This is a genomic window from Gammaproteobacteria bacterium (genome assembly GCA_016705365.1).
Taxonomy (GTDB): Bacteria; Pseudomonadota; Gammaproteobacteria; order Pseudomonadales; family UBA5518; genus UBA5518.
Genome location: JADIYI010000009.1, coordinates 609,431 through 628,936, shown reverse-complemented (window position 1 = coordinate 628,936; position 19,506 = coordinate 609,431). Strand labels below are relative to the sequence as shown.

Sequence of the window (19,506 nt, the reverse complement as noted above, 5' to 3'; positions counted from 1 at the left end):
TCATGAAAAAGTGTTTCATCGCCACCTTGCTCGCGGCCCAGATCGCCGGGCATATGCCGGCTGCGGCCGAGGATATCGATCTGTTCGCGGGTGTACCACCTGGTGCCGCGGAAGTGCCCAATGTGCTGGTCATCCTCGACAACACGGCCAACTGGGATGCGGCGTTCGACAACGAAATGGCCGCGCTGTCGAAAGTCCTGGGCACTCTCCCGCCCGAGCGGTTCCGGGTCGGTTTGATGATGTTCGGCGAAACCGGTGCCGACAACTCGAACGTGGCTGGCGGCTATGTCCGGGCAGCGGTCAGGCTGTTGGACAGCGACAACCAGACCCGGTACGCGGCGCTGATCGACAGCCTGGACAAGAATGCCGACCAATCCGCGCGTGGCAGTCTCGCAATGACGATGGCCGAAGCCTATTTCTATTTTTCAGGCCTGGCGCCTCATTCGGGAAACAACAAGGACAGGACGGACTATCGCGGCAACAGTTCGGGCAGCTCCCGATCCAACGCGGTTTATGCGTTGAGTGGTAACGCACTGCTCTCTAAAGCCGGATCGCCCTATGTGAGTCCGGTCACGAGCGCTTGCGCGAGAAATTTCATTGTCTATATCAGCAACAGCGCGCTTCATCACAACGTCATCGACAATTCGCTGGCGAGCGCGCAGCTCGCCGCCGCAGGGGGCAGCACGATCGCCATTCCGCTCTCGCCCGCTGATGCGCAGGACAATATTGCCGACGAATGGGCGCGCTGGATGAAGCAGGACGCTCTCGGGCTCACCACCTATACCATCGATGTGAATCGCGCCAGCGACGGGAACGGGCCCGGTTGGAGCGCACTGCTCAGGAGCATGGCGGCCGTCAGTGGGGGGAAATACTTTGACGTTGCGGCCTCGGGCACCGCGATCGCCGATGCGCTGAACGTGGCATTTGGCGAGATCCAGGCGGTCAACAGCGTATTTGCGTCGCCGAGCCTGCCGGCCAGCGCCCATACCCGGAGTACCTTGCTCAACGAGGTATTCATCGGCATGTTCCGTCCCGATGAAAATGGCCTGTCGCGCTGGCTGGGCAATCTCAAGCACTACAAGATCGGCCTGCTCGACGGATCCCCCAGGTTGCTCGATTCCCGTGACGAGCCGGCGCTCGACAGCGGTACCGGATTCATGACGGGCTGCGCGCGCAGTTTCTGGACGCCCGCCACGACCGATACATACTGGGCCTTCAGCCCCTCGGGTTCCTGCCTTGCGGTGAGCGGATCGGATGCATCCAACTCGCCGGATGGTCCGGTCGTCGAGAAAGGCGCTCAGGCTCATGTGCTGCGCAGTGCCGTCACCCGCGACGTGCACACCTGTTCGGCGGATTTTGACTCCTGTACCGCGCTGACGTCCTTTGATACCTCGAACAGTGAAATCACCGGGGAGTTGCTCGGTGCCGCGAGTTTGGCCGAGAAAGAGGCCCTCATCGACTGGGCGCGCGGCCTCGACAACTTCGACGAGGACATCGATGGGATAACCACGGCCGAGATGCGTCCATCGCTGCACGGCGATGTGGTGCATTCGCGCCCGCTGGCGATCGATTTCGGCAGTGACACAAGCCCTCGAGTGGTGGTGTTCTACGGGGGCAACGATGGCATGTTGCGCGCCATCAATGGCAACCGCGGCACGGATATCGGCCCGGTGGGGCCGGGTGGCGAATTGTGGTCCTTCATGGCGCCGGAGTTCTACGGCAAGATCAAGCGGATTCGCGACAACACCATTGCCATCGACTACCCCGGCAGCAGCGTTCCCGGTGCGCAGCCCAAGGCCTATGGCATGGATGGACCGATTACCGCGTTCCAGGGCGCCATTGCCGGCATCGCGAAGGTATTTGTCTATGCGGGTATGCGCCGCGGCGGCCGCGCGCTGTATGCCTTTGACGTGTCGGCGCCGTCCACCCCGGCGCTGATGTGGAAGGTGGGTTGCCCCGCTATCGGCGACGATAGCGGTTGCACGGTTTCCGGCGCGCTGGATTTCAGTGGCATCGGACAAACCTGGTCGCCGGCGGTAACGATGCATGCCGCAGGGCACGGATCCGGCACCTCGGCGCTGTTGATGATGGGCGGCGGCTACGACGATTGCGAGGACGTGGACAGCGGAATGGCCAATCATGATTGCGCGACGCCGAAGGGTAACAAGATCTATGTGCTCGATGCTGAAACCGGGGCCCTGCTGAAAGTCATGGATACCGAGCGCAGCGTGGCGGGTGGAATCACCGTGGTGCCGGATGCCGTCAGTGGCCTGGCGCGTTATGCCTATGCCGCGGACACCGGCGGCAATCTCTATCGGATCGGTGGTGTCGGTGCGGGTGGGAGCGCCACCAGCCCGTTTGGCGAGAGTGCGCCGGCCGACTGGACCATCACCCGGGTGGCCTCGCTCGGCTGTGCCACGAGCGCAAGCTGTGCGGCAAACCGCAAGTTCCTGTTCGCACCCGATGTGGTCGAGGACCGCGGTTCTTTCATGATCCTGGTCGGCTCGGGTGATCGGGAAAAGCCGCTGCTGCGTTATGCCGCCACCGCCGGCGTGAAAAATTATTTTTTCGCGGTTCGCGACACGCCGGCCAACACTTCCTGGTTGAGCGAGGAAAGCTCGGGCGGCGGTGCCTGTGGGGTCGATCTGCTGTGTCTCGGTTCGCTGACGCCGGTACTGTCGAGCGCAACGCCAGGCAACTCGGACCTGGCCGCAGGCAAAGGCTGGTACCTGGGCCTGGCGGCCACGGAGCAGGTGGTGACTGCCGCAATCACGGTATCCAACCGGGTAACGTTCAGCACCTCGCAGCCACCTGCCCCGGTCGCAGGATCCTGCGGCTCGGGACTGGGAACCGCCAACGTGTACAATGTGAATTACCTCAACGCCGCGCCGCTCACCGGTGAGGAGCGTTTCGAGCATCTCACCGGCGACGGACTGCCACCTTCACCGGTAGCCGGCAGCGTCACGCTCGATGACGGGACGACGGTCCCGATCCTGATCGGCGGCAGCGCCAGCTCACCGTTCGAGGTGATGGACCCGTCCGTCACCACCTCGTTCGATCAGCCGACTACCCGGGTTTACTGGCATATCGAGCAATGAGCACATTGCCGGTCGAACGCTGTTCCGCGTCCCGCCATAAGGCAGGATGGCAGCGTTGCGCAGGGCTGACGCAGAAGGCGCTCGATCCGGGGGGGGCGGGTGCAGGGCGGTACGGTGCGATTTCGAAGGTCCCGCGAACCGGATTGGCGGTCAGCAAAGCTGCGGCGGCGCCGTCGCCGGTTCTTCGGGTCTGGCACTGCCGCAGAGTGATATCGATGATTGGTCCGTGACGAGGTGCGGGGTTCAAGCGCCGGCACAGGCCAGCGGTTTGCCGTCGCGGTCCTCGACGATTCCATCGCCATTGGTATCGACAGACGAACGCGGGCGCCCGGTCGCGCTCAGAACGAGTTGCCGCGCATGGCGCGGATCGGCGTCACGCGGGCAATAGGTGAAGTTGCCGTATTCCCCTACGCCGCCGTCTGGACGGTAGCGCAGGTAATTGCGGCCACCCGAGGCGCGCCAGCGAATCTCGCCGCTGCGGGTGAGTTCGGATACCAGCACGATGCGCTCGCCGAGGTCGGCCTGCCGGTTACTGTTCGAGTCGACAAAGACGAGCGTCGGTTTGCCGTCCCAGAGCGCTGCACACAGCACGCCGTCGCTGGTGCCACACAGGGTGACGTCGCGGTGCATCGTGATTGCGCTCTGGCGGGCGAGCCCCAGCAGCCCGCGCAATTGCAGCATGGAATTATTGGCGTGATTGCGTGCCGTGAAATCATGCATTCCCGGCAGGGAGATGCCGAGCAGTACGCACAGGATCGACAGCGCCACCAGGAGTTCCACCAGCGTGAACCCGTGCGCGATTCGACCCGTCCCTGGGTCCGTGTGGCTCATTGTGAAGCCCTCCATCCCTGATGTTGTGCCGCACCCCGGGAAGATGGACTGAAACCTCCGCTGCCATGGTTACCTGGCCGCCGTTCCCTGGTTGGCCAGCCATGGCAGCGTGGTCTGGGCCGGGTGAGACTCCTCGGCCCTGCGCCTCGTCCATGAGTTTCTCCATCCCTGGAGTTGCACGCATCCTTGCGTGCGAGGTCAACCTTAGCGACCTGGTTCACGAATGTCTGTAGGAAATATCGGATCTTTTCTGTGGCGAAAGGCAAGGATCGGGACCGCTGCGGGCACCGGCGGGAAAGCAGGAAATGCAGGCCGCAGCGGAGTCGGGACCAGGGCGCGGGAGCGGCGGAGCAGCGGCTCAGTCGATGCCGAGCTTTTTGAGGCGATAGCGCAACGAGCGGAACGTCATGCCGAGGCGTTTGGCTGCGGCGGTGCGGTTCCAGCGTTCCTGCTCGAGCGCGCGGGTGATGGCACGGCGCTCGATATCTTCCAGGAAGTGCTCGAGGCTCACGCCAGATCCGGAGTCGTAGTGGGTCGCAAGCCCGGCAACCGGATCGCCGGTTTCGATTGCCGCACCGGTCGGCAGACGCAGGTCGCGCGCGCGGATCATGTTGTCTTCGCGTAACGTGAAGGCGCGCTCGAGGATGTTTTCGAGCTCGCGGACATTACCCGGAAAACCGTATGCCTGCAGCGCCACGAGCGCGTCTTCGTGCAGTCGTGGCGCGGCGACGCCGTAATCGGTGGCAAGGCGGCTGACGCAGAATTCCGCGAGCAGCGGAATATCGGCGCTGCGTTCGCGCAGGCTGGGAACGCCAAGCTCGATCACGTTGATGCGGTAGAAAAGATCGCTGCGAAAATGGCCGTTTTCGACCTCGGCCGCGAGGTTCTTGTGGGTGGCGCTGAGAACCCGGACATCCACGCGGATTTCCTGCTCGGCGCCAACCGGTCGAATCGTCTTTTCCTGTATTGCACGCAGCAGCTTGACCTGCATTGCCAGCGGCAGGTCGCCCACCTCGTCGAGAAACAGCGTGCCCCCCTGCGCCGCCAGGAACAGGCCATGCTTGTCGCTGATCGCGCCGGTGAAACTGCCCTTGCGATGGCCGAAGAATTCACTCTCCATGAGTTCCGTGGGGATGGCGCCGCAATTGACCGGGACGAAGGACTGGCTTGCCCGCGGCCCGTTGGCGTGGATCAGGCGTGCCACCAGTTCCTTGCCGGTGCCCGATTCGCCGGTGATGTAGACCGGTGCCTGGCTGCGCGCGAGCTTGATGATCTGCTGGCGCAAATGGGCGACCGGCTCGGTTTCACCGAGCAGTTGTACCTGTTCGGGGTAGTGCAGTTCCTCCGCCACGTTCAGCCGCAGGGCATTGCTTACCAGCGCGCGCAGCCGCTCTATGTCGATCGGTTTGGACAGGAAATCGAACGCCCCGGTTTTCATCGATTCGATCGCGAGGTCCACGCTTCCGTAGGCGGTGATCACCGCTACCGGCAATCCCGCGTGCTGTTGCTGGATATGCTGGATCAGTTCGAGCCCGCTGCCATCCGGGAGTTTCATGTCGGTCAGGCAGAAATCGAAGCGCCGCCGTTCGAGCTGGCGGCGGGCGCCTTCGAGGTTGTCGGCGCAGAATGCCTCGAACCCCATGCGGCGGATGGTCATCGCGAGAAGTTCGCGAATATCGGGTTCGTCGTCGACGATCAGGATGGCGGGAGTGCTCATGCTTGTCTCAGTTCGGGGTCCATGATGGCGCGTCGTTCGGGGTGTGGAAAGTTCAGGCGAAAGCAACTGCCGTGTGCTGCATCGTTGCGATACTCGAGCCGGATCTGATTGGCTTCGCACAGTTCACGCGCGAGATACAGGCCCAGTCCGGTGCCACTGGTTTCGGTGGTAAAGAACGGCTCGAACACGTTGGATGCGCTGTGTTCGGGTATGCCCTTGCCCTGGTCGATCACGTCGAGATGGCTCAGCCCGGTTTCCCGGTCGCAGGCGCCTTTGAGACGCAGCGACGCAACGCCCGTGGCGCGCAGGCTGTAGCGCAGACCGTTCTCGCACAGGTTGTTGAGGACCTGGCGCAAATGGATCGGGTCGACGCGAACCATGATGTTGCGTGGATCGAGCGCGTAGCGGATTGCCGGCGAGACTTCGGCGTCGCGCATGCGCAGCTCCTCGACAAATCGTGCCAGCCAGTGGCCGAGATCGAATTGCTCCGGGCGCGGCTGATGGCCGCGCGACATCGTGAGCACGCTCTCTATCACGTCATTGGTACGCTTGGCATTGCCGATCACGATGTCCACGAGGCGTGCATCCTCGTCGGGCAGGTGCGCGGATTCGCGCAGCAGTTGCGCTGCATGACTGATCGAGCCGAGAGGATTGCGGATCTCATGGGCAATGCTGGCGGTGAGCCGGCCGAGCGAAGCGAGCTTGAGCTGCTGCGCCTGCTGCGCGATCTGCGAGAAATCTTCGGCGAATATCAGCGTGCCGTCGCTGCTGGGTGCGTGGATACGGGTGAACGCGAGCTGTACCAGCGGGCCGTTTTCGTTCAGGCGCAACGGCGCCGGGGCGTGGCGCGCGTCGCGGCGCCATGCGGCGAGCGGGGTACTGACACCAAGCGGCAGCGAACTGCCCCGGTCGGCGATCTCGTGCACGCCGACGGCGAGCAGTTTCGCCGCCGATTCGTTCGCGATGCGCACCCGGTCGTCGGCGTCGATGAACACGATGCCGGTACGCATCCGTTGCACGATCAACTGGTTCAGGCGCTGCAGGCCGATTACCTCGCCGGCTTTCTCCCGCGCGAGTTCCTGGCTGCTTTCCAGCCGTGCCGCCAATCGTTGCGCCAGCAGCGAGCTCGCGAACAGCAGCATCCCCAGCAGGCCAGCCGAGAACAGCGCGCCCACGCCACTGTCGTAGCGCAGCATCAGGTACAGCGCATCGAACAGGACCGCCAGGCTTGCCACCGCGGCGACCAGCGTCGCGATCTGTCCGGGCACGAAAATCGCGGCCGCCGCGATCGTTACCATCAGCAGGATGGTGAAGCCGGTGTCGATGCCACCGCTGGCATGGGTGATCAGCACCAGTGCCGCGATATCCATTACCAGCATCAGGAACAGGTGGCGGGGACGCGGGCGGCGCGGCCTGGCGAGGACCACCACCAACGCCACCAGGTTGAGAATCGCGTAGGGAATCGCGGTCCCGAGGTAGAGGAACGGAAGGAAGGGTTGGGCACCCGCGTCGCGGCTGAAGGCGAAATACACCAGCAACAGCAGCAGCGCCAGCGCGCAACGGTAGTAACTGTAGATGCGCAGCAGGCCGTAGCGATTTTCGCGTACCGAAGCGCTGCCTCCCGTCACGCGTCAGGGCTCCTGCCTGTTTGCGGCAAGATGCAGATCCCGGTGTTCCCGCGAGCAGTACCAGTGCTGCTCGTGGGCGAGCGCCGAGGACCTGGGCACATGCAGATTGCATTGGGTGCAGCGCACTATTTCCTCTCCGTTCAGCCGGGCAGGGTCAGGGTCGGCGCGGCGCGGCGTGATCAGCAGGCGATAGATGCGATAGGCAAGAAACGCGATGAGCGCGAAAAACAGCAGGCGAATCAGGATCATCGGTCTTACCGCAGGGTGTGGCACATGCTTACAGCGTAGCGCTCCGCCCGGCAGATGTGAACTGCTGCGGCGCTTTGCCTGCATGACCCTGTTTACGGGACAATGCGCGCGCTCCCGGTTCATTCAGGATGTGTTTGTCGATGACGCAGATCACGGTTGTGATGGCCCAGATCAATCCACTGGTGGGAGACATCGAGGGCAACGCCCGTCTCATCCTTGCGCAAAGCCGGCGTGCCGTGGAGTTGCACCGGGCCGATGTGGTGGTTTTCCCGGAACTCGCGCTCACTGGTTATCCTCCCGAAGACCTGTTGCTGCGCGCCAGCATCGGGCTTCGCGTCGAGCGCGCGCTCGAGGGTTTGCGGCGGGAGTTGCCGGATGTGTGGGTGCTGCTCGGCTATCCGTCGCGCGGCGCGGGTGGCCTGGAGAACGTGGCGGGCTTGTTCAAGGGTGGCAAGCTGGTGGCTGCCTACGGGAAGATGGAGTTGCCGAACTACGAGGTATTCGACGAGAAGCGCTATTTCGTCGCGGGAGTGCAGCCCCGTGTGGTCGAGATCGGTGGATTCAGGTTCGCGTTGTCGGTGTGCGAAGACATCTGGCACGAGCGTCCGACCGCGATGGCGGTCGAGGCTGGCGCTGAAATACTGCTCAACATCAATGCCTCCCCCTATCACCTCGGCAAGCACCGCGAGCGACTGCGGATCGTCGAGCGCCGCGCGTTGGCCGGCGATGTCGCCATCCTCTATGTGAACCAGGTCGGCGGCCAGGATGAGCTGGTGTTCGACGGGGGTTCCATGGCGATCGGGCGCGACGGCGGGCTTGCAGTGCTGGCGCCGCACTTTGCCGAAGGTCTGTTTCCGGTGCGTATCGGTCGCGATGCGGCGGGTCGGGTATTGCTCGAGCAGGGTCTGCAGGAGCCTGAGCCCGGGGATCGGGCGCTGGTCTACCAGGCGCTGGTCACCGGGGTGCGTGATTACGTCAACAAGAATCGCTTCAAGGGTGTGGTGCTGGGGCTGTCCGGTGGCATCGACTCGGCGCTGACACTGGCGCTGGCGGTCGATGCGCTCGGCGCCGAGCGGGTGGAGGCCGTGATGATGCCGTTTCGCTACACGGCGGGGATGAGTATCGAGGATGCGGCGGCGCAGGCCGCGGGCCTTGGCGTGCGCTACCGGAGCATCTCCATCGAGCCGATGTACGAGGCCTTCGTGAGCGCGCTGAGCGAGGAGTTTGCAGGCTGCGCGGTCGACGTGACCGAGCAGAACATCCAGGCGCGCTGTCGTGGAGTGCTGCTGATGGCGATCTCGAACAAGAAGGGTTGCCTGGTGCTCACGACCGGCAACAAGAGCGAAATGGCAGTCGGCTATTCGACGCTTTACGGCGACATGGCGGGCGGTTTCGACGTGCTGAAAGACGTGCCGAAGACCCTGGTTTTCGCACTTGCCCGTTACCGCAACTCGATCACGGCGGTCATTCCGCAGCGCGTCATCGATCGCCCGCCCTCGGCCGAACTCGCGCCGGACCAGAAAGACGAGGATTCGCTGCCGCCGTACGACATTCTCGACCAGATTCTCGAGCGTTACGTCGAGCGGGACTTCAGCGCCAATGCAATCATCGCGGACGGTTTCGATGCCGACACGGTGCGTCGCGTGGTGCGGCTCGTCGATTTGAACGAATACAAGCGACGCCAGGCGCCGATCGGGGTGCGGGTCACGCGCAAGGCATTCGGGCGCGACCGGCGCTACCCGGTGACATCGGGATGGGAGGCCGGGGACTGAGGCTCATTGGCCGGGCAGGATGTCGCGGTTGTCGAAGCTCGGCGGTTCTGCCCGGTCGAGAAAGCCGACGCTCAGGATATTCACCCACGAGCGGTCGGAATCGCCCGGGTAGGACTGGGCGATGAATTTGCCCGATTTGTCGAGCGAAGGATGCGTCGGGTAGTTCTCGCGCAGCGCGGTCACCGCATTGTCGGCCAGATCGTTCATGCCGAGGATCAGGTAGGCTTGTGCCATCACGGCGAGGCCATCGGGAACGGCCGGCGTTTCCTGGAAATTCTCCACCACAAAGCGCCCGCGATTCAGTGCCGCGACATAGGCGCGACGCTTGAAATAGTAATTGGCGACGTTGATCTCGTAGCGCGCCAGAAGGTTGCGCAGATAGACCATGCGCGCCCGGGCGTCGGCCGCATAGTCCGAATTCGGAAAGCGTGACAGCAATTGCGAGAAGTCCGCGAACGACTGCCGTGCGGGCCCCGGATCGCGCAACGTCATGTCGGTCGGCAGAAAGCGCTCGAGCAGGCCCTGGCCCTCGGTGAACGCCGACAACCCTTTCATGTAATAGGCGTAGTCCACGTTCTGCTGTTGCGGGTGCAGGCGAATGAAGCGGTCGGCAGCCGCCACTGCTTCTTCGTGATCGTAGTTGCGGTAGTGGGCGTAGATGAGTTCGATCTGTGCCTGTTCGGCATAGGGGCCGAAGGGATAACGCGCCTCCAGCAGCTGGAGGTTCTTGATCGCCAGCTCGAAGTTGCTGCTCTTGATGTTTTTCTGGGCCGCTTCATAGAGCTGGCGCTCGCCCTGGTCCGGCGGGATTTCGTCATCCTTGCCGATACCGAGCCACGAGCACCCCGCGAGGTTCAAGGCAAGCAACAGAATGGATACGGTGCGAACAAGGGACATCGATATTGTGACTCTGGGTCTGGATCCGAATCCGGATCGGGCGAAAGCGGCCTATTTAACCACACCGGCAGTGCGACGCCCAAGCAGGTGGGGTGCTAGACTCGCGAGCCCGAGCAAAATCCCCGGTTTCCGATGAAGCAGTCGATCACGCGCCGTGCCATCGTGCCTGCCACCGCGAGCGGTCAGCGCTTGGACCAGGCCGCGGCCGCGCTGTTCCCCGATTTTTCGCGGGTGCGACTGCAACGCTGGATCCGGGAGGGGTGCCTGACCGTCAATGGCCAGACCTGCCAGCCCCGGCTGGCGTTGGCCACGGGCGATGAGTTGGCGCTGGACGCCGAAGCGCAAACCGAGGGGGAATGGCAGGCCACGCCGATGCCGCTGAGTATCGTTTTCGAGGATGAGGCGATACTCGTGGTCGACAAACCGGTCGGGCTGGTGGTTCATCCCGCGGCCGGTCATGTGAACGATACGCTGCTGAACGGGCTCCTCGCCCACTGTCCGGAGATGGCCGAAGTGCCGCGTGCGGGAATTGTGCATCGCCTGGATCGCGATACCAGCGGTTTGATGGTGGTTGCCAAGACCCTGTCTGCGCAGACGCACCTGGTGGCCGCGATACAGGCGCGCGAGATGCATCGCGAATATCGTGCGGTGGTGAACGGTGTGGTCATCAGCGGTGCCACGATCGACAAGCCGATGGGGCGTCATCCACGTGATCGCCAGCGCATGGCGGTGCTCTCCAGCGGCGGCAAGAGTGCGGTCACCCATTATCGCGTGCTCGAGCGTTATCGTGCCCACAGCCTGCTCGGAGTGAACCTGGATACCGGGCGCACCCACCAGATCCGCGTGCACCTGGCGGCGATCGGTTTCCCGATCGTGGGCGATCAGGTCTACGGCGGGCGTGCGCGCGTGCCGCGTGGGGCATCGCGCGCCCTGTTGTCCTGTCTGGAGGAATTCCGCCGCCAGGCGCTGCATGCCTGCCGCTTGCGGTTTGCCCACCCGGTGCAGGGGCAAATGCTCGATTTCGCGGCCCCCCTGCCGCAGGACATGCGCCGGCTCGTGAATGCGCTGGATGCGGATCGCCGGGAATGCGCGGATGGTGGATGAGGGCAACATCATCGAGGCGTGCTGGCCCGCGCCGGGCCGGGTGAGGGCAGTGGTCAGCACCCGTCGCGGGGGTTACAGCACGGGGCCGTGGGAGTCGTTCAACCTCGGCATGCATGTGGGTGACGATGCGAACGCCGTCAGGGCCAATCGCGAGTTGCTGTGCCGCGTGCTGGGCCTTGCGGCGCAGCCACAGTGGTTGCGCCAGGTGCACGGCACGATCGTGGTGGACGCGAAAGCCGACGGGGTGCTGCGCGAGGGGGATGCCGCATACACGGATCGTCACGGTACCGTTTGCGCGGTGCTGACGGCGGATTGTTTGCCGGTGGTGATCGCCGATCGCGAGGGTACCGAAGTCGCGGTGGCGCATTGTGGCTGGCGTGGCCTTGCAGCCGGCGTGCTGGAGGCCACCGTGGCGCGGTTTCGCCGCCCGGCATCGGAACTGCAGGCGTGGCTCGGACCGGCGATTGGCCAGGCCGCCTTTGAAGTGGGTGCGGAGGTCAGAGCGGCGTTCCTGGAGACGACAGTGGGGTGCTCGGCCCGCGATGCCACCGAGGCGGCTTTCCTGCCTGCGCGCGGCGGGAAGTATCACGCCGATCTCCATGCGCTTGCCAGGCTGATACTCGAGACGAAAGGCGTATGCCGGATCAGTGGCGGTGGACGCTGTACGTTCGGCGAGAAGGAGAGTTTTTTCTCCTATCGACGCGATGGTCTCACCGGTCGCATGGCGACATTGGCATGGATCGGTGCTTAGCCCGGCACACTTGAACTGTGCCCCCAAAGCCCCCACATAGTGTGCAGCCATCCCGGGAGGCATTCCATGCGTATTGACCGTCTTACCAATCAGCTCCAGGCCGCCCTGGCCGAGGCCCAGTCCCTGGCGCTGGGGCGCGATCACAATTTCATATTGCCCGCGCACCTGTTGCTGGTTCTCCTCGATCAGAAAGGCGGGACCGTGCGTCCGCTGTTGCTGAAATGCGCGGTCGATGTGAAGGTGCTGCGCAACAGCCTCGAGGAATTGCTTGCGCGCCAGCCCCAGGTGGAAGGCACCGGCGGCGAGATACACGTTTCCAACGAGTTGTCGAAGCTGCTGAACGTGGCGGACAAGCTGGCACAAACACACAAGGACACGTTCATTTCCAGCGAGCTGGTATTGCTGGCGGCGTTGGATGACCATAGCGGAGGCGGCGCGGCGCTGCGCGCGGCAGGGCTGACGCGTGCGGCACTGGAGCAGGCAATCCAGGATGTTCGGGGAGGAGAGGCCGTGGATGATCCGGAAGCGGAAGGCAGCCGTCAGGCGCTGGAGAAATACACCATCGACATGACCGCTCGCGCCAGCGAGGGCAAGCTCGACCCGGTGATCGGACGCGACGACGAGATTCGCCGCACCATCCAGGTGCTGCAGCGGCGCACCAAGAACAATCCGGTGCTGATTGGCGAGCCGGGCGTGGGCAAGACCGCGATCGTGGAAGGCCTGGCCCAGCGAATCATCAATGGCGAGGTTCCCGAAGGGCTGAAAAACAAGCGCTTGCTCTCGCTCGACCTTGGCTCGCTGCTGGCGGGGGCCAAGTACCGCGGCGATTTCGAGGAGCGACTCAAGGCGGTGCTCAAGGAGATCGGTCGCGAGGAGGGGCGCGTGATCCTCTTCATAGACGAACTGCACACCATGGTCGGCGCCGGCAAGGCCGAGGGTGCCCTCGACGCCGGGAACATGCTCAAGCCGGCGCTGGCGCGCGGTGAACTGCATTGCGTCGGTGCCACTACCCTCAACGAGTACCGCCAGTACGTCGAGAAGGACGCGGCGCTCGAGCGGCGCTTCCAGAAGGTGCAGGTCGACGAACCGAACGAGGAGGACACGATCGCGATTCTGCGTGGCTTGCGTGAGCGCTACGAGGTGCACCATGGCGTGACCATCACGGATTCGGCAATCATTGCCGCCACCCGCCTTTCGCAGCGCTATATCACTGACCGGCAGTTGCCGGACAAGGCGATTGACCTGGTCGACGAGGCCGCCAGCCGCATCCGCATGGAGATCGATTCGAAACCGGAGGAGCTCGACCGGCTGGAGCGACGCCTCATCCAGCTCAAGATCGAACGTGAAGCGGTACGCAAGGACGAGGATCAGTCCTCGCGCCAGCGACTCGAAAAGATCGAGGGCGAAATCGCGGAACTGGAGCGCGAGTTTGCCGCGCTCGAGGAGATATGGAAGGGCGAGAAAGCGGCGGTGCAGGGCTCGCAGCAGCTCAAGAGTGAGCTCGAGCAGGCGCGCATCGACATGGAAGGCGCCCGCCGCGCGGGCGATCTGGCACGTATGTCGGAGCTGCAATACGGCGTGATCCCGGCGCTCGAGAAGCGTCTCGCCACGGCCGCGGAACCCGCCGTCGGACGCATGCAACTGCTGCGCAACAAGGTCGGTGAGGAAGAAATCGCCGAGGTGGTGTCGAAATGGACCGGCATTCCGGTCGCGAAAATGCTCGAGGGCGAGCGCGACAAGCTGCTGCGCATGGAGGAGGCGCTGCACCGGCGCGTGATCGGGCAGGAGGAGGCGATCGTCGCGGTGTCGAACGCGGTGCGCCGTGGTCGCGCGGGCCTGGCCGATCCGGCGCGGCCCAACGGTTCGTTCCTGTTCCTCGGCCCGACCGGCGTGGGCAAGACGGAATTGTGCAAGGCGCTTGCCGAGTTCCTGTTCGACAGCGATGACGCGATGGTGCGTATTGACATGTCGGAATTCATGGAAAAGCATTCCGTGGCACGCCTGATCGGTGCGCCGCCCGGTTACGTGGGCTATGAGGAAGGTGGCTACCTGACCGAGGCGGTGCGTCGCAAACCTTACTCGCTGCTGTTGCTCGATGAGGTCGAAAAGGCGCATCCGGATGTGTTCAACGTGTTGTTGCAGGTGCTCGAGGACGGGCGGCTCACGGACGGGCATGGGCGCACGGTGGATTTCCGCAACACCGTGGTGGTCATGACCTCGAATCTTGGTTCGGACCTGATCCAGGAGTTGGCGACCGAGGCCGACTACCCGCGGATGAAAGCGGCCGTGATGGAGGTTGTCGGGCGCTATTTCCGCCCGGAGTTCATCAACCGGATCGACGATACGGTGGTATTCCACCCGCTCGGCAGCGATCAGATTCGCGGTATTGCGGATATCCAGCTCGATCTGTTGCGGCGCCGTCTGGCCGAGCGCGAACTCGGGCTGGAAGTGACGGACAGGGCCGTCGAGCAACTGGCACGGGCCGGTTTCGATCCGGTGTTCGGGGCGCGTCCGCTGAAGCGTGCGATCCAGCACCAGATTGAAAACCCGCTCGCACAACTGATTCTTGCGGGCAAGTTCGTCGCCGGAGATACGGTGCTGGTCGATTGCGCTGGCAAGAAGGGTGATGAAGACCTGGTGTTCTCAAAGCGCTGACGACTGCTCCGTCATCGCTGCCCACGCGACAATCCGCCGCAATCTCGTTGCGCCGGAGTTCGGGGCTGTAGTAGGGGGGCGAGCGTGGTTCCGGGCAATGCGCCGTGTGATGCCGGAAGCGCGATCTAGGTTGCCGGCGTATCGGCGCCGGGCTTGCAGTTTTGCTCCATTGCCGCCTTGGCGCGCTCCATCTGCTCGGCCCTCTGTTCCTTGCTGAGCGTATGGACGTTGCCGTACTCGTCAGCCTGCTCGACCTCCGCTTCGCCCGCCAGCGCGTTGAAATTCTGCGTGGCCGCGCGGCAAATTTCGGCCTGCTGTTGTTCTTTTCTGTTCCTCGCTCAACTCGGCAGGATCCTGCTCCGCTGCGGTGGAATAGCCCTTCTGCACCTTGATGGCTTCGGACTGTGTCTCCGTCGGAGGTTGTTGGCCGTAATGCACGACGCCCTCGGCATCGGTCCATTTGTAGACTTTTTCACCCGCGTGAACTGTCAGCGTCATTGCCGCCGCGCAGAGCGTTGCGGCGATCAGCGGGAAGAGAGTATTTCGTTGCATATTGCTGTTCCACATCCGGGAAAGTGCGCAGCATTAGTATAGACAGAGAATTTGCGAGCGTGACCAACGCGCGAAAATGCACACAATTCATTTCGGAAACAAGGCATTGGCCCCCGGGAGCGGTAAAATTCAGGTTGACTTGCAGCGTTGCTGCCGGAAAAATTGTCTCTCCCCGGGGCTGTGCCGTGATCTCATCCGTGATCGGTACCGTCAGGGAACGCGAAAACCGCGTGTTTCCATCCCCCGGCACTCAGACACAGACGCTTATCAACTGCTCTGCACCGGGGTCACAGGCATCATTACGCTGCTGATTCGCGGATTCTGATCAGATATAACAGCAACAGACTTGCCTGGCGGGCAGGGTGCGGATGGCACGCGCCCGGGGGCCGTGGGTCGGTGGGGCTGGAAAGCGTGCGCAATGCACATCACGGAGGTGGTCGCGGTGGAACTGTTGTCGGGTGGTGAAATGGTCGTTCAGGCGCTCAAGGACGAGGGAGTCGAATATGTTTTCGGCTACCCGGGTGGCGCGGTGCTGCATATCTACGATGCGCTGTTCACTCATGGCGAAGGGCTCACTCATGTGCTGGTAAGGCACGAACAGGCGGCCACGCACGCCGCGGACGGGTATGCGCGCGCTACCGGAAAGACCGGTGTGGTGCTGGTCACGTCGGGCCCGGGGGCGACCAACGCCATCACGGGCATCGCGACGGCCTATATGGACTCGATTCCGATGGTGGTGATTTCGGGCCAGGTTCCGCGCGACAAGATCGGCGAGGACGCCTTCCAGGAAACCGATATGGTCGGTATTTCGCGACCGATCGTGAAGCACGGTTTCCTGGTGCAGCGGGCCGAGCAGATTCCGGACATCATCAAGAAGGCCTTTTATATTGCCGCGAGCGGCCGGCCAGGTCCGGTGGTCGTGGATATACCGAAGGATGTGACCAGTCCGGCGGAGAAATTCGAGTACGTCTATCCGGAGCGTGTGCGGATGCGCTCCTACAACCCGGTCACCCGCGGGCACAGCGGCCAGATACGCAAGGCGGTGCAGATGCTGCTCGGCGCACGTCGTCCCGTGATCTACAGCGGCGGCGGGGTGGTGCTCGGCAATGCCTCGGCGCAACTGCGCAAGCTGGCGCGCACGCTGGATTATCCGGTAACCAGCACGCTGATGGGGCTGGGGGCCTACCCGGGCACGGATCGGCAGTTTCTCGGCATGCTCGGCATGCACGGCACCTACGAAGCCAACATGACGATGCACCACAGCGATCTGATCATCGCGATCGGTGCCCGTTTCGATGACCGGGTGACCAACACGCCGACGAAATTCTGCCCCGATGCGAAGATCATCCACATCGATGTGGACCCCACCTCGATTTCCAAGACCGTGGTGGCGGACCTTCCGATCACCGGGCCGGTTGATGCGGTTCTCGACGAGATGCTGTCGCAGATCGAGGAGTTGCGGCGCGGCAATGAGGGCGAACCCGATCGCGATGCGCTTGTCCAGTGGTGGGAGAAGATCGATGGCTGGCGCGAAGCGCATGGTTTCCATGTACGGCCGCGCTATAACACCGGGGGTTCGATGATCATGCCGCAGGACGTGATCAAGACGCTCTATGAGGTCACCCGCGGGGAGGCGTACGTCACTTCCGATGTGGGACAGCACCAGATGTTTGCGGCGCAGTATTATCGGTTCGACGAACCGCGCCGCTGGATCAATTCCGGCGGTCTCGGCACCATGGGCTTTGGTTTGCCGGCGGCAATGGGGGTCAAGCTCGCGCATCCTGCGGCGGATGTCGCCTGTGTCACCGGTGAAGGCAGTATCCAGATGTGTATCCAGGAGCTTGCCACCTGCACCCATTACTCGTTGCCGCTCAAGATCATCAACCTCAACAACGGCTATCTCGGCATGGTCAAGCAATGGCAGGACATGCAGTATGCCGGGCGCCACTCGCACAGCACCTACCAGGATTCGCTGCCGGACTTCGTGAAGCTGGCCGAAGCCTATGGCCATGTTGGAATGAAAATCGAGAGCAAGGAGGAGCTTCGCCCGGCCATGGAGCGCGCCTTTGCACTGAAAGATCGCCTGGTGTTCATGGATATCATGGTCGACCCGCACGAGCATGTGTATCCGATGCTCATCGCATCCGCGGGATCAATGCGTGACATGTGGCTCAGCAAGACGGAGAGAACCTAGATGCGCCATATCATCTCGTTGTTGATGGAAAACGAATCCGGTGCCCTCTCGCGTGTGGTGGGCCTGTTCTCGCAGCGCGGCTACAACATCGAGACGCTGAACGTGGCGCCCACCGAGGACCCGACGCTCTCGCGGCTCACGCTGACCACCGTTGGTGATGATCGCGTGATCGAGCAGATCACCAAGCAACTCAACAAGCTGATCGATGTGGTGAAGCTGACCGACCTCACGGAGGGCGCGCACATCGAGCGGGAGCTGATGCTGATCAAGGTGCGTGCGACGGGTACCCAGCGCGATGAAGTCAAGCGCTGCGCGGATATCTTCCGCGGCCAGATCGTGGACGTGACCAGCTCGCTTTACACCATCCTGCTCACCGGAACCCAGCAGAAGCTCGACGCTTTTGTGCAGGCGGTGGGCGATGCGGTGATCCTCGAAGTGGTCCGCAGCGGCGTATCCGGCATCGCGCGCGGCGACCGCGTTCTCAGCCCGTAGCCCGGGCGGGAACGCGGCGCCGGCGCCGCGGGAATCAGATGATTTTCTTCATCGCCGTCATGTGCGAGCGCAGCGTGCGGCCAACGAGTTCCACCGGATGACTGCGGATCGCGGTGTTCACCACGATCAGTTCCTGATTGTCCACGCGATTGTCGCCCGCCAGTCCCTTGCCGATCACGTCGGTGTCGACATCCTTCATGAAGCCGGCGAGCAACGGTACCGCGGCATGCGCGAACAGGTAGCAACCGTACTCGGCGGTGTCGGAGATCACCTTGTTCATTTCATAGAGCTTCTTGCGCGCGATCAGGTTGGCGATCAGCGGGGTCTCGTGCAGTGACTCGTAGTAGGCCGACTCGGCGATGATGCCGCTCGATACCATCGTCTCGAAGGCAAGCTCGACGCCGGCCTTGATCATTGCGACCATCAGGATTCCCTGATCGAAATATTGCTGTTCGCCGATGCTGCCCTTGGCATCCGAGGGTGTGGTTTCAAATGCGCTCCTGCCGGTTTCTTCGCGCCACCCGAGCAGGTTGCGGTCATCGGCAGCCCAGTCCGCCATCATGGTGCGGGAGAATTCACCGGTGATGATGTCGTCCATATGCTTGCAGAACAGCGGTCGCAGGATCTTCTTCAACTGCTCGGCGAGATTGTAGGCTTCGATCTTCGCCGGATTTGCCAGCCGGTCCATCATGTTGGTGATGCCGCCGTGCTTCAGCGCCTCGGTGACGGTTTCCCAGCCATACTGCACCAGCGTTGCCGCGCGACCGGGCGCAATGCCGCGCTCGAGCATCTTGTCGAAACACAGCAGCGATCCGGCCTGCAGCATGCCGCAGAGAATGGTCTGCTCGCCCATCAGGTCCGATTTGACCTCCGCGATGAAGGAAGACTCGAGCACCCCGGCACGATGCCCGCCGGTGCCGGCGGCATAAGCTTTGGCGATCTCGAGCCCATTGCCTTGGGGGTCGTTTTCCGGATGCACTGCAATCAGCGTGGGTACGCCGAATCCGCGCTTGTATTCCTCGCGCACTTCAGTGCCCGGGCACTTCGGCGCGACCATGATCACGGTGATGTCGGGGCGAATCTGCATGCCCTCTTCGACGATATTGAAGCCGTGGGAATAGGCCAGGCATGCGCCCTGCTTCATCAGCGGCATGATCTCGGTGACGACTGCGCTGTGCTGCTTGTCGGGAGTCAGGTTGCACACCAGGTCGGCCGTGGGAATGAGTTCGGCGTAGGTGCCGACCCGGAAGCCGTTCTCGCTGGCGTTTTGCCACGACTGGCGTTTCTCGGCGATCGCGCTGTCGCGCAGCGTGTAGCTCACGTCGAGACCGCTGTCGCGCATGTTGAGTCCCTGGTTGAGACCCTGCGCGCCGCAACCCACGATGACGATCTTCTTGCCGCGCAGCATCTCGGTCTCGTGCGCAAACTCTTCGCGGTCCATGAAGCGGCATTTGCCGAGTTGCTCGAGTTGCTGGCGCAATACCAGCGTATTGAAGTAGTTGGCACCCATGTGGCTTCTCCTGTGGTGAGCCGGTACGCCCTGATGAGCGAGGAGCGGCACGATAC

The 19,506-nt window shown here is 63.2% G+C and carries 14 protein-coding genes; 7 read left to right on the top strand and 7 right to left on the bottom strand.

The window, feature by feature from the left end; all coding sequences use genetic code 11:
- Window positions 1–2: 2 nt before the first annotated feature.
- On the top strand, window positions 3–3,098 hold the full coding sequence (locus IPF49_20880) for a pilus assembly protein PilY (protein ID MBK6290044.1): 3,096 nt from the start codon (window positions 3–5) through the stop codon (window positions 3,096–3,098).
- Between the two features lie 243 nt (window positions 3,099–3,341).
- Here the strand turns inward: IPF49_20880 and IPF49_20875 are convergent, their stop codons facing one another.
- The 4 genes from IPF49_20875 to IPF49_20860 form a co-directional block, all read right to left on the bottom strand.
- Window positions 3,342–3,929: a GspH/FimT family pseudopilin gene (locus IPF49_20875; protein ID MBK6290043.1), complete on the bottom strand. Its 588-nt coding sequence runs from the start codon at window positions 3,927–3,929 to the stop codon at window positions 3,342–3,344.
- Window positions 3,930–4,287: 358 nt separating this feature from the next.
- Window positions 4,288–5,646, bottom strand: coding sequence for a sigma-54-dependent Fis family transcriptional regulator (locus IPF49_20870; GenBank protein MBK6290042.1), 1,359 nt, complete (start codon window positions 5,644–5,646; stop codon window positions 4,288–4,290).
- Window positions 5,643–7,274, bottom strand: coding sequence for a PAS domain-containing sensor histidine kinase (locus tag IPF49_20865; protein MBK6290041.1), 1,632 nt, complete (start codon window positions 7,272–7,274; stop codon window positions 5,643–5,645). Before IPF49_20865 ends, IPF49_20870 begins: the two co-directional genes overlap by 4 nt.
- A 3-nt stretch (window positions 7,275–7,277) precedes the next feature.
- Window positions 7,278–7,523, bottom strand: coding sequence for a hypothetical protein (locus IPF49_20860; protein MBK6290040.1), 246 nt, complete (start codon window positions 7,521–7,523; stop codon window positions 7,278–7,280).
- A gap of 140 nt (window positions 7,524–7,663) precedes the next feature.
- On the opposite strand from IPF49_20860, the gene IPF49_20855 reads away from it, so the two are divergent.
- Entirely contained in the window at window positions 7,664–9,295 is a 1,632-nt protein-coding gene (locus IPF49_20855; GenBank protein MBK6290039.1) for an NAD+ synthase, read from the top strand.
- 3 nt (window positions 9,296–9,298) lie between these two features.
- Here the strand turns inward: IPF49_20855 and IPF49_20850 are convergent, their stop codons facing one another.
- Window positions 9,299–10,192, bottom strand: a complete 894-nt coding sequence (locus IPF49_20850; GenBank protein ID MBK6290038.1) for an outer membrane protein assembly factor BamD — start codon at window positions 10,190–10,192, stop codon at window positions 9,299–9,301.
- A 132-nt stretch (window positions 10,193–10,324) separates the two neighbouring features.
- On the opposite strand from IPF49_20850, the gene rluD reads away from it, so the two are divergent.
- The 3 genes from rluD to clpB all read left to right on the top strand — a co-directional run bounded on the left by rluD (window position 10,325) and on the right by clpB (window position 14,702).
- Window positions 10,325–11,296 (top strand): 23S rRNA pseudouridine(1911/1915/1917) synthase RluD, encoded by a 972-nt coding sequence (rluD, locus tag IPF49_20845; GenBank protein MBK6290037.1) that lies wholly within the window; start codon window positions 10,325–10,327, stop codon window positions 11,294–11,296.
- A complete protein-coding gene (gene pgeF / locus IPF49_20840) occupies window positions 11,286–12,047 on the top strand; it encodes a peptidoglycan editing factor PgeF (protein MBK6290036.1) in 762 nt (253 codons plus the stop codon). Before rluD ends, pgeF begins: the two co-directional genes overlap by 11 nt.
- Window positions 12,048–12,113: 66 nt before the next feature.
- Entirely contained in the window at window positions 12,114–14,702 is a 2,589-nt protein-coding gene (gene clpB / locus IPF49_20835) for an ATP-dependent chaperone ClpB (GenBank protein MBK6290035.1), read from the top strand.
- A 240-nt stretch (window positions 14,703–14,942) separates the two neighbouring features.
- Here clpB and IPF49_20830 read toward each other — a convergent pair whose 3' ends face one another.
- A complete protein-coding gene (locus IPF49_20830) occupies window positions 14,943–15,254 on the bottom strand; it encodes a DUF4124 domain-containing protein (GenBank protein ID MBK6290034.1) in 312 nt (103 codons plus the stop codon).
- A 442-nt stretch (window positions 15,255–15,696) separates the two neighbouring features.
- Between IPF49_20830 and IPF49_20825 the strand changes: the two genes are divergently transcribed.
- A complete protein-coding gene (locus IPF49_20825; GenBank protein ID MBK6290033.1) occupies window positions 15,697–17,448 on the top strand; it encodes an acetolactate synthase 3 large subunit in 1,752 nt (583 codons plus the stop codon).
- Window positions 17,449–17,940: an acetolactate synthase small subunit gene (gene ilvN / locus IPF49_20820; protein MBK6290032.1), complete on the top strand. Its 492-nt coding sequence runs from the start codon at window positions 17,449–17,451 to the stop codon at window positions 17,938–17,940.
- Between the two features lie 34 nt (window positions 17,941–17,974).
- Here the strand turns inward: ilvN and ilvC are convergent, their stop codons facing one another.
- Window positions 17,975–19,450 (bottom strand): ketol-acid reductoisomerase, encoded by a 1,476-nt coding sequence (ilvC, locus tag IPF49_20815; protein MBK6290031.1) that lies wholly within the window; start codon window positions 19,448–19,450, stop codon window positions 17,975–17,977.
- Between the last annotated feature and the right edge of the window lie 56 nt (window positions 19,451–19,506).